General features: G+C 40.2%; 12 protein-coding genes and 1 pseudogene. 11 read left to right on the top strand and 2 right to left on the bottom strand.

Annotated features, from left to right (window positions below):
* The first annotated feature begins 14 nt into the window (after positions 1–14).
* The 8 genes and pseudogenes from E0H80_RS09500 to E0H80_RS09460 all read left to right on the top strand — a co-directional run.
* Positions 15–1235 (top strand): 3-hydroxybenzoate 6-monooxygenase, encoded by a 1221-nt coding sequence (locus E0H80_RS09500; protein ID WP_131365236.1) that lies wholly within the window; start codon positions 15–17, stop codon positions 1233–1235.
* Positions 1232–1870, top strand: a complete 639-nt coding sequence (maiA, locus tag E0H80_RS09495) for a maleylacetoacetate isomerase (RefSeq protein ID WP_131365233.1) — start codon at positions 1232–1234, stop codon at positions 1868–1870. Before E0H80_RS09500 ends, maiA begins: the two co-directional genes overlap by 4 nt.
* Positions 1871–1906: 36 nt before the next feature.
* On the top strand, positions 1907–2611 hold the full coding sequence (locus E0H80_RS09490) for a fumarylacetoacetate hydrolase family protein (protein WP_131365231.1): 705 nt from the start codon (positions 1907–1909) through the stop codon (positions 2609–2611).
* Positions 2612–2872: 261 nt separating this feature from the next.
* Entirely contained in the window at positions 2873–4111 is a 1239-nt protein-coding gene (locus E0H80_RS09485; protein WP_131365229.1) for an OprD family outer membrane porin, read from the top strand.
* Between the two features lie 133 nt (positions 4112–4244).
* Positions 4245–5711 (top strand): aldehyde dehydrogenase family protein, encoded by a 1467-nt coding sequence (locus tag E0H80_RS09480; protein ID WP_131365227.1) that lies wholly within the window; start codon positions 4245–4247, stop codon positions 5709–5711.
* A 186-nt stretch (positions 5712–5897) separates the two neighbouring features.
* Entirely contained in the window at positions 5898–7127 is a 1230-nt protein-coding gene (locus tag E0H80_RS09475; RefSeq protein WP_131365225.1) for a CaiB/BaiF CoA transferase family protein, read from the top strand.
* A 327-nt stretch (positions 7128–7454) separates the two neighbouring features.
* The gene (locus E0H80_RS09470) at positions 7455–8129 is read left to right on the top strand and encodes a TetR/AcrR family transcriptional regulator (RefSeq protein WP_131365223.1); all 675 of its coding nucleotides are present in this window, start codon (positions 7455–7457) and stop codon (positions 8127–8129) included.
* A gap of 407 nt (positions 8130–8536) precedes the next feature.
* Positions 8537–8674, top strand: a pseudogene (locus E0H80_RS09460) (helix-turn-helix domain-containing protein); the annotation flags it as partial.
* Positions 8675–8790: 116 nt separating this feature from the next.
* On the opposite strand, the gene E0H80_RS09455 reads toward E0H80_RS09460, so the two are convergent.
* Entirely contained in the window at positions 8791–9948 is a 1158-nt protein-coding gene (locus tag E0H80_RS09455; RefSeq protein WP_213073403.1) for an acyl-CoA dehydrogenase family protein, read from the bottom strand.
* Between the two features lie 433 nt (positions 9949–10381).
* Between E0H80_RS09455 and E0H80_RS09450 the strand changes: the two genes are divergently transcribed.
* The 3 genes from E0H80_RS09450 (at position 10382) to E0H80_RS09440 (ending at position 14249) form a co-directional block, all read left to right on the top strand.
* Positions 10382–11575 carry a mandelate racemase/muconate lactonizing enzyme family protein gene (locus E0H80_RS09450; RefSeq protein ID WP_067869952.1) on the top strand — a complete coding sequence of 398 codons (1194 nt, stop codon included), beginning with the start codon at positions 10382–10384 and terminating at the stop codon, positions 11573–11575.
* Complete coding sequence (locus E0H80_RS09445; RefSeq protein WP_131365221.1) at positions 11575–12747, top strand: CaiB/BaiF CoA transferase family protein; 1173 nt, start codon at positions 11575–11577, stop codon at positions 12745–12747. The genes E0H80_RS09450 and E0H80_RS09445 overlap by 1 nt, the downstream gene beginning before the upstream one ends.
* Positions 12748–12881: 134 nt before the next feature.
* Positions 12882–14249, top strand: coding sequence for an MFS transporter (locus tag E0H80_RS09440; RefSeq protein WP_131365219.1), 1368 nt, complete (start codon positions 12882–12884; stop codon positions 14247–14249).
* Positions 14250–14796: 547 nt separating this feature from the next.
* Here E0H80_RS09440 and E0H80_RS09435 read toward each other — a convergent pair.
* A complete protein-coding gene (locus E0H80_RS09435; RefSeq protein WP_131365217.1) occupies positions 14797–16005 on the bottom strand; it encodes a multidrug effflux MFS transporter in 1209 nt (402 codons plus the stop codon).
* Positions 16006–16161: the final 156 nt, after the last annotated feature.

The following is a 16161-nucleotide window of genomic DNA, read 5'->3' as shown; positions in this document are numbered from 1 at the left end:
TAAAGGATGAAAACATGACAAATCAGCAAAGTCCAATTTTGATTGCAGGCGGTGGCATAGGCGGTTTTGCAGCTGCCCTCGCAGTGGCCAAACAAGGTTTTAAAGTTCAGGTTTTTGAACAGGCAGCAGAAATTGGAGAAATTGGTGCAGGCATTCAGCTTGGGCCAAATGCCTTTAATGCGTTTGATGCGTTGGGAATTGGTGACCGAGCTCGAGGGCGGGCTGTCTATACAGATTATATGGTCATGCATGATGCAATTGATGAATATCAAGTCGGGCGTATTGATACAGGTGATGCATTTTTAAAGCGCTTTGGTAATCCGTATGCAGTGATTCACCGTGCAGATATTCATAGCTCTCTGGTGGAAGGTGCACAAGAACGCGGTGAAATTGAAATCATCACCAATTGTCGTATCACTCATGTGGAACAAGACGATACTGGTGTCACCATTACAGATCAAAATGGAAAAATTTATACTGGGCAAGCACTTATAGGTGCCGATGGGGTTAAGTCAGTTGTCCGTGAAAAATATGTGGGTGATCCAGCTTTAGTAACAGGGCATGTGGTTTACCGTGCCGTGGTTCCAAAGAGTGAATTTCCTGAAGAGTTGCAGTGGAATGCGGCCAGTATCTGGGTAGGACCAAATTGTCACTTGGTCCATTATCCATTACGAGGCGGCGAAGAATATAACGTCGTGGTGACCTTCCATAGCCGTGAACAAGAAGAATGGGGCGTAAAAGACGGCTCAAAAGAAGAAGTACTTTCTTATTTCCAGGGCATCTGTCCGAAAGCCCGCAAATTGATTGAGTTACCCAAATCATGGAAACGTTGGGCAACAGCAGACCGTGAGCCTATCGATCAATGGAGTTATGGACGTATAACTTTACTGGGAGATGCGGCACATCCAACCACACAATATATGGCACAAGGTGCCTGTATGGCGATGGAAGATGCAGTGACTTTGGGTGAAGCCCTGCGTATCAGCAACAATAATATTCAACAAGCCTTTCAAATTTACCAATGTGCACGTGTTGCGCGTACCGCACGTATTGTTTTGTCCTCTCGAGAAATGGGCAAGATTTACCATGCCAAAGGTGTTCAGCGCATGGTGCGCAATGATTTATGGCGTGGGCGTCCCAATGAACGGTTTTATGATGCGATGGAATGGCTGTATGGCTGGAATGTTGAAAACTGTTTAGATGCAGCAAAACATTACACGGGATCAGCAGCATGAAAATGTATGGCTTTTTCCGAAGCGGAACCTCGCATCGTACCCGGATCGTAATGAATCTTAAGAAGATTGATTATGAATTATTGCCTGTGTCTTTGATGAAAAACGAACATAAGCAGCTGGGTTTTCAGGACATTAACCCGCAAGGCTTTGTGCCTGTATTGCAAGTCAATGATCAGTTGCTGATTCAGAGTCCAGCCATTATTGAATGGTTAGAGGCTGAATATCCTGAGCCTGTCTTATTGCCTAAAGATGAATTGGAACGTGCCAAAGTACGTGCAATCGCTGCGTTGGTGGGCTGCGATATTCATCCGATTAACAATAAACGTGTTTTGGAATACTTGCGTGGGCCGTTGCAATTAGATGAACAGCAAGTACTCACATGGTGCCAGCATTGGATTGAACAAGGTTTTGATGCTTTAGAACAGTTACTGGATAGAGACCGTGGGCGAGGGGATTTCTGTGTTGGAAATACCCCTACTTTGGCAGATGCGTATCTGGTTCCACAGGTTGAATCCTCAAAACGATTTCAGGTTAATTTAAGTCAATACCCAATTATTCAAAAGATTTACAACACATGTATGGCTTTGCCTGAATTTCAGGCGGCAGCCCCACATAATCAACCAGATGCCGTTTAAAGCATAGAGCAACCAATAAAATCAAGGAAGTAGATGATGAGTTTTGTATTTAAGCCAATGCCAGTGGTCGGCATACCGATAAAAGATAGCGATGTATTATTTCCAGTACGTCGTATCTATTGTGTTGGCCGTAACTATGCTGCACATGCCCGTGAAATGGGTTTCGATCCAGACCGTGAGCCACCTTTTTTCTTTTGTAAGCCGAATGATGCCGAGTCTATTGTACCTGTACCTGCGGGCGAAACAGTCACTATTCCCTATCCGCCTTTAACGTCGAATTACCATTATGAAATCGAATTGGTCGTGGCCATTGGTAAAGATGGGAAAAATATTTCAGTCGAGCAAGCTGCTGAATATATCTATGGCTATGCAGTGGGCTTGGATATGACCCGTCGTGACTTACAAATGGCGCAACGTGAAAAGGGTCGTCCATGGGAAGTCGGTAAGGCATTTGACTACTCGGCACCCGTGGGCCCAATCCATCGTTTGGCCGATGTGGGTGAATTAAATGCCGCTGATATTCACCTGACCGTGAATGGTGAAACCCAGCAACGTAGTGATATCACCCATTTGATTTGGAATGTTGCTGAAACAATTGCCAATTTATCGACTTTATTTGAATTGAAACAAGGCGATTTGATTTTTACCGGAACGCCTGAAGGTGTGGGCGCAGTGTTACCGGGAGATGAAATGCGAGCTGATGTGGATGGCCTGACAGGCATTACAGTCAAAGTCGCATAACAGGTGGGCTTTACGACAGGGATGTTGTTTAGCTTCTTATAGTTCTGATTTTCATAGGATTGAAACAGAATATAAGAAGGAATTTCGTAGGATCACGGAAGTGTTGTTCAAGGAAATGAATAACGAAATATCAATAATGCAATGGATATTGTCCTAAAAACAAAATCAGAAACGGTGTATCTAACATCCTGAGGATGAATTTGGATAGATCCACCATTGCAACTATGGAAAGTTAAAAATCAAGCAAAGAGGATTGCGAACATGTTTAAACTAAAACTTTTATCGTTGGGGTGTCTCATCTGTTCTTCAGGAATGGTACAGGCAGATGTGGTCAAAGATGCACAGGTACAGGTAGATTTCCGTAACTTTTATATGCACCGTATTCCTGATACCAAACCTGTACCAGAGTTCGAGCATTGGTCTCAAAGTGCATCATTAAGTATTAAGTCGGGTTATGCAGAGCCAATCGGTCCAGTTGCTTTTGGTCTGGATGGAACGGTTATGCATGCAGAGCGTATAATCAAAAATGACAATGAATTGGTGCGTGATGGAACCATGCCGAATGATCCGGTGACTGGAAAGCAAGAACAAGACCAGACCCAATTGGGATTAACTTTAAAAGCCAAAATAGCTAAAACCGAAGTGCGTTACGGGCAATTGATGCCTAAGCTTCCGGTGGTTCATATTGACCACAGTCGAAATTTGCCGACAACTTTTAAAGGTCTCATGCTTGAATCGAATGATATTGAAAATACCAAGATTACTGCCGGTCGAATTACCCGGATTCAAGCACGTGATAGAGATGATTATAAAAAACTGAGCTTAGACGTCAATAAAACAGGTGAATTTTCAGACGGTTTAAATGTTTTTGGGCTGGATTACAAAGTGAATCCAAACTTGGATGCCTCATATTTCTATGGGGGACTGGAAGATATTTATAACCAACATTATGTCGGCTTAAAACATCAGCATAAATTTAATAACACGACTCGCTTAATCACTGATTTTCGTGTCTTTGATACCCAGGATGCAGGGAGTAGCTTACAGGGTGAAATTGATAATCAGGCATATAACTTTATGAGTATGCTCAGTTATGGTCCGCACAAATTTGGTTTAGGTTATCAACAGATGTCGGGTGAAACGGCATTTCCTTTACTCAGTGGTTGGACGCCCGCACCATTTTTAACCCAGTGGGGCAGCATCAGTTTCTATAAAGCAAAAGAGCGCTCCGTTCAGTTCCGTTATGACTATGATTTTGCAGCTATGGGTATAGATGGCTTGTATTTTATGACACGTTATATCATGGCGGATCATATCAAGCATCCCACCATTGATGATGTCAAAGAAAGCGAATTTAATATCGTGGTCAACTATGGAATTAAAGAAGGATTATTCAAGGGATTAGGCTTTCAATATATGTTAATTAAAACTGACTTTGAAAATAGTGGTATTAAACTGGATGAGCACCGTTTTTATACCAACTATACTTATAAGTTTTAATAGCTAAAATTTTAAATATTTTTTTGGTTAATTAACCAACCAAATAGTTGATTGCTTTTTCGTTTTATTTAACTTATGTTTATTGTCAGCAATCGTTGACAATAAACAGAGTAGAGATACAAGGATTTATTTTATGGGTTCTTCTAACATTTATACCGAACTAAATCATCAATATATTCACGGTCAATGGATCAATGGATCATCGACACGCCAAGCCGATAATATTAATCCCTATAATCAAGAGCTCATTCACCAATTTCAATTGGCAAATACAGCGGATTTAGATGCTGCATATACAGCAGCAAAATCCGCGCAATCTGCATGGGAGAAAACCTCACCCGCAGAACGAATGGCGCTGATTCAACGTGTAGAAGAAATTCTAAAAGCGCGGGGTGAAGAACTTATTGACTGGATTATTCGTGAGTCAGGAAGTACCCGCTTAAAAGCATCAATCGAATTAGCTGCGGCACAAGGCATCACCGCTGAAGCAAAAACTTTTCCATTACGGGTCAATGGCGAAATTTTGCCGACCAGTGTGCCACATCAGCAAAGCCGGATTTATCGAAAAGCTTTGGGTGTTATTGGGGTGATTAGCCCGTGGAATTTTCCATTTCACCTGAGTATGCGTTCTGTCATTACTGCCGTGGCACTAGGAAATACGGTTGTCCTCAAGCCAGCAAGTGATACCCCGGTTACGGGTGGGACACTGTTAGCCAAAATTTTTGAAGAAGCTGGTTTCCCTGCAGGGGTACTCAATGTCGTTGTGGGTGCGGGAAGTGAAATCGGTGATTACTTTGTCGAGCATGCAGTACCAAGTTTAATTTCATTTACCGGTTCAACCGAGATTGGCAAACGAGTCGGCCAACTGGCTGTGGGTGGAAAATATCTTAAACGAATTGCACTTGAACTGGGTGGAAATGCACCTATGGTGGTGCTTGATGATGCCAATTTAGAACAAGCTGTTGAACTGACAGTGCTTGGCCGGTTTCTACATCAAGGCCAGATCTGCATGAGTACCAACCGGGTCATTGTCGATGCAAAAATCTATGATGACTTTGTGGCCCTGCTTGGACATAAAGTAAAAGAATTGGTGATAGGTGATCCAGATGATATGGGCACCCTCATTGGACCAATCATTAATCAAAGCCAAGTTCGAAATATTGAACGAATTATTGCGCAAGCGAAAGCTTCAAATGCTCAAATGCTTATAGGGGGGGAGACCCAAGGTCAAGTCATTCCGCCCCATGTCTTTATTGATGTCGACCCGCAATCGGCATTGGCACGTGAAGAAAGCTTTGGTCCAATCTTACCGGTGATTAAGGCGCGTGATGAAGCACACGCTTTAGAGTTGGCCAATGATACAGAATATGGTTTATCCAGTGCAGTATGCACCACCAATCATGAGCGTGGGGTTAATTTTGCGCTCGGGATTGAAGCAGGGATGACGCATATTAATGACATTACTGTCGATGATCAGTCACATGCACCTTTTGGTGGTGAGAAAAACTCTGGTTTAGGGCGCTTTAATGGGCACTGGATTATTGAAGAATTCACCCGTACGCATTGGGTAACGCTACAGACTAAGCCTAAAACTGCTTAAATATAAACGCTTAAACGGGCAGCATAAATAGGCAGAAAATGCTTATTCATTCTGCTTATTTTTATAAATATTTTTTTCTTAACTTTAGTCTAAAATTTGTAAAAACTGTTTTACAGTGATGCCGAATTAGCTGATAATCAATTAACCAACTATTTGGTTGATTTAAAAAATAACAACGGAGTGTTTATGGAAAGTAATCATCAGGGATCTTTAAAAGGATTACGTATTCTTGATCTAACGCATGCCTTGGCTGGTCCATTTTGTTCACAAATGCTAGCAGATCATGGCGCGGATGTAATTAAAGTCGAACCATTAGAAGGTGATTTTTTCCGTAAAATGGGACCATTCCGTGCGGATGATCAAGACAAATTCTTTGGCGGGCTATTTCAGTCCTGTAACCGCAATAAGCGTTCTATTTCATTAAACCTGAAGACTGAATTAGGGCGTGAAGCATTGCTTGAGCTGGTTAAAAATGCTGACGGTCTAGTTGAAAACTATCGTGCTGGCGTACTCGAAAAAATGGGTTTGGGTTATGAGGTACTAAAAGAAATCAACCCACGTCTTGTTTATACCTCTATTCGCGGTTTTGGTGATCGTGTTGGCGGAGAAAGCCCATATAAAAACTGGCCTGCATTCGATATCGTCGCTCAAGCCATGGGTGGCTGGATGGGCGTAACAGGTATGGATGCGGATCATCCTGTCAAAGTGGGCGGTGGCGCTGGTGATACGGTCTCTGGGTTATTCGCAGCATTTGGAACAGTTTCTGCTTTATTGCATGCGAAAAATACAGGCTTAGGTCAATATGTAGATGTGGCGATGACCGACAGTATTTTGGCACTGTCTGAAATTGTCGTCAGTCAGTTTTCATATTTAGGGGTTTCTGCAAAGCCCGTCGGTAACGGAATTCCGGGGTTGGCACCTTTTGGCACCATTAAAGTTAAAGATGGTGTGATTGCGATTGCTGCACCGCACGATCCACAATTTCATTTATTGTGCGATTTACTCGGTTGTCCTGAATTAAAAACTGAAGCCAAATATTTAAATGAAGGCTTGCGTTGGACAAATCATCTTGAACTCAATGCAGAAATTGAAAAATACTCCGTACTGAAAACCAAGCTAGAGTTAAAGGAACTTTTTGGTGGTCGTGTTCCATTTAGTCCGATTTATACTGGTGAAGACATTTTCAATGATGAACATTTTGCTGCACGGAATATGTTGCCGCTAGTGGATCACCCTGGAACGGCAACCCCAACAGCAGTACCGGGCATTCCTGTGAAAATGTCACTTACCCCAGGAGAGGTTCGTGTTCGTGCGCCTAAACTCGGTGAACATACTCGGGAAATTTTGAATGAAATGGGTTGGGATAACCAACGTATTGCGCAGTTACTTGAAAGTGGGATTTTATATGCAGCGTAAATCTTCTTTGAATAAATAATTTACAATGATCTATTGATTTATAGCCATAATCCACTCCGGTGGATTATGGCTTTTTATGAGAAAATTAAGTGTTCTAGGCTTTCTAAAATAAGTACTATTAAAAAAATGTAATTTATTTATCATACTACCAAATAGTTGATTGATATTTAAGTGGTAAACTGCTGATGGAATAAATATTTAAAATTTTCTCTGATTGGTTTTAAATATTTATTGTTTGCTTTCATCTGCCTACTTTTATTTAAATGCACTCATTCATACAGTTTGTTTGAGCCAGCTTGATCATGATTTTATTTTTAGGATTACTAAATGTCTGAATTAGAAACAGAAAAAATTGAAATAACGAAAGAGTTAAGCGCGGGTGGCTTGGTTGCGAAAACACGTCAACCACGCAAACGTCGTCCAAGTACAGATGCACGTCATGAAGACAAACGCTTATTAATTTTAACGACTGCTGCAGAGCTGTTCTCAACCTTAGGGTATGAGGCAACGTCTTTGGATTTAATTGCTGAGCATGTCGGTATTCATAAAGCGACGCTTTATCATTATATTTCAAATAAAGAGAGCATTTTATTTGAATGCTTGCAGCTGTCCTTTAAAGATTTAGATTTACTGATTGCAGAAATGAACAACAAAGAGATGTGTGTATTTGATCGTCTGATAAAATTTTCTTCAAGTTTGGCGATGGCACAAAATAATGTATTTGGTCGCTGTATGTTGCTTGTGGGTGCGCGTCCGTTAGATGTTTATTCGAGTGATGAAATTAGAAAATTCCAACGACGTTTAGATTTAACGGTGCGTGCACTGATTGAAGAAGGCATTGCAGATGGTAAAATTAAGCCGTGTTCGCCTCGTATTATTTCTTCAATGTTATTCGGGGCATTAAACTGGGTACCAAGATGGTATAAAGAGGACTCAAAAATCACGATTTCTGAAATTACAGATACCTTCATGAATACCATGATTAATGGTCTTAAAGCTTAATCTATACACCAGACCATAAACCGACAGTCCTTTAACAGAAGCTTAAAATAAGACATTTTATTCATTTGCAAAGCTCTTTCATTTTTAGTTAACTAAACATGTATTGCTTTAATAAAGAGTAAAAAATTCCAAGATTTTAAGCTTTTGTATAATTTAAAGTTAATTTTTCTTCATTAGATTTCTTTCATAAATCAAAAAACGACCCTCTTTTGGGTTGATATTTGTACTCTAACTTTCTTGGTATTCGTGCATAATCTGCGGATGAAATACATCGATGCAAAGAAGCTTTCTGCAACACAGTTTAAGCGATATAAGGGCTCTCATGATCAACCTTCTATGTAATGGTTGAGCAATTGAGCAAGCAGGTTCCAGCTAAAGGCAGACCACCCCAGTGAAGCCTAGAGGATCAGTTTCTTCTGTGCCTAAGCTATTGGCGTGAATACCGAACTTTATTTCACCTTGCTACGAGTTATGGGGTTTCAGAGCCAACAGCCTCAAGAATTGTACCTCATGTTGCAGACTCTGATCCAGTCTGGTCTTGCTGAAAATAAGCTTAAGAGCTTTTAAAATAAAGAATTAATATTTTAATACGGATTAAATCAATTAAATTGTTAAATAAAAAAAGAGGCAATAGATGCCTCTTTTTTATATCTGCTATTTTTTACATTGAACGTGCAATCACATCTTTTAAGGTCTCATTAGAGCCACCGTAAATTTTTGCAACTCGTGCATCCATATACAATTGTGCAATTGGATATTCTGTACAGTAACCATAGCCACCAAACAGCTGTAAACAACGGTCGATAATTTCACATTGTTTTTGTGAGCCCCACCATTTTGCCATCATGGCATCATTTGGCTGTAGTTCTTTATCTTCAACTAAATCATTGATAATCGTGTCAATAAATACTCGACCCACACGTGCTTCGGTTAAACATTCCGCCAATTCAAATTTAGTGTTTTGGAAATCCCATAGGGTTTTCCCTAACATTTTACGGTTTTTAGCATGTTCAACTGTCATTTCAATGGCACGTTCTGCACACGCAATGCCCACGATACCAATTGATAAACGTTCACGGGTGAATACATCCATTAACTGGAAGAAGCCTTTTCCTTCTTCACCCCCAATTAAATTTTCGACAGGAACACGTGCATCATCTAAGAAAATTTCAGCAGTATTTAAGGCATTTTGCCCAATTTTATCAATGATGTTATTTACTTTAAAGCCTGGACATTTATCTTTTTCGACCATGAATAAAGAAATTCCACGTGCACCTGAGCCCGAATCGCCGGTACGTGCAGCAACCAAGACATAATCAGCTTGATCGCCAAGCGTACAGAACGTTTTAGAACCGTTCAGAACATATTCATCACCATCACGACGTGCAGTAGTTCTGAGTGCCTTTACATCCGTTCCTGCATCAGGCTCGGTAATCGCCACAGCAATCATTTTTTTACCTGTAGCAATACCTGGCATCCACTTTAACAGTTGTTCGTGTGTAGCTGTGCCCAAAAAGAAACCCGGGCTGTTCAATGAACCAGGAATAAAACCAAACGTAGTATCACAGATACGCGCTTGTTCTTCCATCATAATGACTTCATGGGCAAAGGATGCGCCCAAGCCACCATATTCTTCGGGAACACTCATACAGAGTAAACCGAGTTCTCCTGCTTTTTCCCAAATTTCACGATCGATAAAATGCTGTTTACGAAATTTTTCAGCATTTGGTGCAACTTCTTGTTCAAAAAAACGACGTGCGGTAACACGTAACTGGTCCAGTTCTTCTGTCATCCATGGCGAGCGATATCCATAAATCATGGGGCAATCCTTTTTTATTTCAAATTAAATTAGCTAAATATTGAATGACTCAGCCTGCTAAAACGTACTCTGAGCCAAACACTGGTTCTGATAAAACCTAGTTTTAACAAATATTATAACTTTGTCAACCGACAGGTTGGTTGATTTATTATTTATTCAACCAACTTGTTGGTTGACTTTTAGGAAAATCGAAATTACATTACTGCAGGACAGGTCTGAAGTTTTATATTTTTAATGAATGAAATCTAAAAATGACCAAATTGTTAAAAAGATTTTTTATCAGCGAAGAACATTATTCTGCGCTGAGTTGTTTTTAAAAATGGATCTTATATCAGCCTTTTAAAGCTGGATATAAGCAAGTAGGTCTAAGCGAATAGACACTAAAATTTGCGTTTTGACACGCAGAAATTTTCAAAAGGAAAGGGATTTAATCATGCCAAAGATCGTAAAAGTAGAATGTTTCCCAGTTTCTACCCCATTAAAAAAACCCGTGATTATGCCAAATACGCGCATTACCTCTATTGATAGTGTGGTTTTAAAAATTACTGCAGATGACGGTACGGTAGGTTTTTCAGATTCCGGTGATACCTCTTCTTGGTACCGTGGTGAATTACAAGAATCAATTATTGCGATGATTACCCGTGTCATTGCACCGCGTATTTTAATTGGTGAAGATCCTCGTAACATCGAAAAAATTGTGGCAAAAATGGATCTGTTGGTGCGCGATAACAATCAAGCTAAAGCAACGGTCGACTTCGCATTACATGATTTGAAAGGAAAACTCTACGGCGTACCTGTATATGACTTGCTGGGTGGACGTACCACTGAAGGCTCACGTCAAGGTTGGGTATTGTCTGCGGGTAAACCTGAAGATGTTGCGGCTGAAGCACAGAAAGCTAAAGCGCTTGGTTTTGAATTGTTTAAAATGAAAATCGGTCACGGTACATTACAAGACGATATTGATATGGTTCATGCGGTACGTGACACCGTAGGTCAAGATGCAGTATTAACAATTGATGCAAACGGCTTCTGGAGTTATGAAAAAGCACTTCATGTGATTCGTCGTATCGATTCTGCTGGCCTCGACTTAATTGAACAGCCGCTAGCACATTGGGATATTGAAGGTATGGCGCGTTTGCGTGCACAGGTCAAAACCCCAATTTATGCCGATGAATCTGCTCAAGAACTTTATAACCTTAAAGAAATTATTGATCGTCGTGCAGCTGATGGCCTATTCATCAAACTTCAAAAAGTAGGCGGATTGGTAAAAGCTCAGCGTTGGTTAACCATGGCGCGTTTGGCAGGTTTACCTGTTCATTGTGGTTGTATGATCGGTTCCGGCCTAGAACATAGTCCAGCGGCACATCTTTGGGTTGCAAATGAATGGGCATCTCAAGGTCTGAATGAATCCATTGGCCCGTTATTGATTCACGGTACGATGGAAAGTAAGAACATTAAAGTCGGTACAGATATCGCACTCAACATTCCGAAGTTTGAAAATGGCATGTGTTATCCGAATGAAGGTCCGGGTTATGGCATTGAATTAAATGAAGCATTCCTCATCAGCAATAAGACTGTAGGTGTAGAAGGTCGTGCTGTGGAAGTCGGTAGTGAGGTGGCTGCTTAATGACGCGTTCAGGACCACTGTCACATTTAACAGTAATTGAGTTTGCAGGTCTTGGACCTGCACCTTTTGCAGCAATGTTACTTGCAGATCAAGGTGCTCGGGTGATTCGTATTGATCGCCTGATCAAGCCTTCTAAACAAGATGGCATGGCATCTCTAACAGCACGGGATAGTGATGTATTGGCCCGTGGACGTGAGTCAATTGCACTGGATTTAAAAAAACCTGAAGCCATTGAAATCGCATTAAAGCTGATTGAAAGCGCTGATATTCTAATTGAAGGTTTTCGTCCTGGTGTGATGGAATCCTTAGGTTTAGGCCCAGAAATTTGTCACGCCCGTAATCCAAAATTGGTTTATGGACGGGTAACAGGATGGGGGCAAACCGGACCATTGGCCCAGGCAGCTGGACACGATATTAATTATATTGCTTTGACCGGTGCTTTGCATTCAACAGCACGTGCTCAGGGCCAGCCAACACCCACGCCAGGTTTAATTGGTGATTTTGGTGGGGGTGGAATGTTACTGGTATATGGCGTTTTAGCAGCGGCTTTACATGCTAAACAAACCGGTGAAGGGCAGGTGGTGGATGCAGCAATCACCGATGGTTCGGCATTATTAACCGCTTTAATTCAGGGTTGGCATTCTGTGGGTTTATGGAATGATCAAGCGGGTACTAATAATGGGGACGGTGGTGCTCATTTTTATGATAGTTATCGATGTTCAGATGATAACTACATTTCAATTGGTCCCATGGAACCGCAGTTTTATGCACTGTTGCTGGAAAAATTGGAATTAACAGATGATCTTGAATTCAAGCAACAATGGAATGCGAAAAAATGGCCAGCATTGAAACAGCGCTTGACCGATATTTTTCTCACCAAAACCCGTGATCAATGGTGTGCGATTTTTGAAGGTACAGATGCATGTTTTGCACCTGTTTTAAGTTTGGCTGAAGCGCCAAAGCATCCCCATAATCAAAGTCGAGGTACTTATACAGTTGTCAATAATATTGTTCAGCCCAGTCCTGCACCTAAGTTTAGCAAGACCACAGTTCGGCATTGCAATCCGGTAAATCCGGTGGCAGCAAATACTCAAGAGATTTTGAATGAGTTGGGGTATAGCTTCGACGAAAGAGCGCATTTAATTATTAATACGGTTGCGCAACAGGTATAGATGTAAAAACAGGCAATGACTTTAAGGAAAATTCAATAGTTATAATTTTCTTTGGAGTTGCTCTAAGTAAAGCAAGCTGAAGAACAAGGATGTGATTTCAGTCATAAAAAATCTAAAATTAAGTGAGAAGCAGGATGACTCAACATACAAATGGACGAATGGAAGTTCAAGATTTTATCGATAGCGTACCCGTCTCTAAACTGCAAAAGATAATCATTATATTATGTTTTGTTGTTGCCGCACTGGATGGTTTTGATATTGCAGCAGTCGGATTTATTGCTCCTGCTTTAATTGCACAGTGGTCACTGACACCAGCCGATTTAGCCCCACTATTTTTATCAGGCGTCTTTGGTCTTATGCTTGGTGCTTTTGTATTTGGACCGTTAGCTGACAAATTTGGCCGTAAAAAAATTATCATCTGCAGTGTCATCATATTTAGTATTGGTACTTTAATCTCTGCATTTTCTCCAAATTTAACCGTATTAATTTTATTACGTTTTCTTACTGGTTTAGGTTTGGGTGGTGCTATGCCAAATGCAGTTACCATTACCTCAGAATATTGTCCCACCAAACGACGTTCTACTCTGGTAACTGTAATGTTCTGTGGCTATACCATTGGGGCAGCGATGGGGGGCTTATTGGCAGGTCAGCTTATTCAATTAATCGGTTGGCAAGGTATTTTAATGATAGGTGGGATTGCTCCTTTAATAGCATTGCCGTTTATCTATTATTTTATGCCAGAATCATTGCGTTTCATGGTGTTAAATAAATTTTCTAAAGAGAAAATTGATGCTGTTATCCAAAAAATGGCGCCTAAGGGGCAACCTATTCCCGAGTTGGTGGCAGCAGTAACCGAAAAACAAAATGTCAGTGTCCGTGAACTATTTAGTAAAGATTACATTGCGGGTACGTTATTATTTTGGTGTGCGTTTACCATGGGTTCAATTATCATTTACATGATCTCAAGTTGGATGCCAACGATTCTGAAAAATGAAGGCTTTAATATGCAAAGTGCCTCATGGATCACTTCGGCATTCCAAATTGGGGGTACAGTAGGTGCATTAATCATTGCCTACTTTATGGATAAATTAGGTCATAGCCGTACTTTAACCATATCTTATGTAATTGGTGCGATCTGTGTATTGGCATTGAGCGCGGGTGTAGCAAATTTAAATACACTGCTTATCGTACTTGGAATATTCGGGATTGGTGCAGGTATCAGTGGCTCGCACATTGGCATACATGTGTTCTGTTCAAGCTACTATCCAACACATTGTCGTTCTACAGGCGTAAGTTGGGCTGGTGGAGCAGGCCGTTTAGGCTCATTTATTGGTTCTGGCGCGGTAGGTTGGCTCATGGTATCTGGCTTATCAGGTGAACAAATTGTGAATTTATTAACGATTCCTGCATTCTTGGCTGCAATCTCAATGTTTTTAATCACTCGCTTGATGAAAAAAAGTAAGAAAATAGAAACAATGAATTTACAGAAAGCGAATGTTTAGATTCAGATAGATAAATCTCAGCGCTAGCCAGATAAAAAACCAGTGATGAAAATCGCTGGTTTTTTTGACTTATTGATGACAGATTCTGACCCTATTGGGGTAGTACTCATTTGATAATCTTATCGATAGTTTTAATATCAGAAATTTCATTTTATGAATAATATAAAGATAAATTATAAGGGCTATTTATCCCCTACTGAATTTAATGGATCAAGCTAGTTTAAAACTAGAGTGTGGGAATCCGTTATCCAAAGAGTTAAATGAATCATTCCCAAACAAAAGGAAGAGCGACAAGCACGAGTGTTCATTATTAGTTACGTGATGTTTATATTTACCTGGTAGGGGCATATCAGAACAAAATAAATAAAATCATCAGGTTAATTTTAGTTAAAGAAGCTTATTAAAAAAAGAAATGTCTTCTAGAACACTCCATTTTTTATGGATCTTGTGGCATAAAATAGGCAATCACATAAGGCATAACTCAACAAATTTATTGCAAAAACCGAGCTTATGATTTGGCCTGTCTTTTATGCAAAAATGTTTAGGGTTATTTTAATTCTACAAAAAATTGATGGTTATAAATTGCAAAATACATACTTGGCAGCCCGGTGACCAGCATGATAATACTCATGTTTTGTAATATGTTAAAAGGAAGCACGGATAAGAGTATAGTCATGATAAAACCACAGAAAAATTGTACGCCTCCCATAAGTGCGCTTGCTAAGCCGGCTTGTTTCACTTGATTTTGCATAACAATGGCCAGTGAGTTGGGTCCGGTAAGTCCTATACCGCCCACCAATAGAAATAAGCCTGAACAAATCAGATAGGGATTAATGAGATCAGACCATGCATTTATACTGATAATGAAGATACCGGATATTTGTATAAAGGCTCCCAGTATAAATAAATGGCTCACTGAAAAATAAGGAATTAAACGTTTATTGATGAAAGCAAACAGCATCAGACCCAAGGCATTCAGGCCAAATAGATAGGCAAATTGCTGTTCAGGTACTTTAAGAAAATTAATAAATAAATTTGAAGAAGCCCCAATATAACAATATAACGTCCCATATAACATTGCGCCTGCAAACATGGGCACTGCGAAAGTATGATCTTTAAATAAACTTAAATAATTTCTGAATATTTGTTTGGCTGAAATATTCTGCCGATTTGACTGGAGGAGTGTTTCGTTAAAATAAAAATGTACCAGAACCAATGTCACCACCCCAATTGCAGTCAGGAGATAAAAAATACTTGACCAATGGAAGTACTGAATTAATAAAGCACCCAAAGCTGGAGCGAATATGGGTGCTAAGCCCATCGCAAGCAGCATGGTGGAAAAGACTTGTGCCGATTCTTTCATGTTGAGTCGATCACGAATGGCCGCTCTTACAATCACTACACCTGCACAACCACCGAAAGCTTGAAGTACTCTAAAAATTAGTAGAATAGTCTCATTGGGTGCTATGGCACAGCAAAGGCTGGCAACAATATAAACCGTTAAACCGAAGTAAAGAGGGGGTTTTCGTCCATATCGATCACTGAGAGGGCCATAAATCAACTGGCCAAATGCCAAGCCAAGAAAATAAGCGCCTAATGTATTGGCAATCATTTGGGTACTGACCTGATATTCCTCAGCCATCATAGGTAATGCAGGCAAGTACATATCAGTTGATAAGGCACTAAATGCAGTAAGCAAGGTGAGTAAAAATACCCATCCGAGTGTATATGAGTTATTGGTGGAAGTTTGATTCATTTTTTTAGGCTACCTAAACATGTCTAAGTCATTTTTAATTAAAAATAAAATGAGTTTATAGATTTATAAATTTTCTCTAATGAACTTTAACAAATGAAACTTCATTTGCTGACCAAGCACTTTAAGCCCTATTTTATTATGCTATTTAATATCTAT

The organism is Acinetobacter sp. ANC 4779 (genome assembly GCF_004331055.1).
Lineage (GTDB): Bacteria > Pseudomonadota > Gammaproteobacteria > Pseudomonadales > Moraxellaceae > Acinetobacter.
The sequence above is the reverse complement of the archived record's forward strand: the minus strand, read 5'-3'. Positions and strand labels throughout refer to the sequence as shown.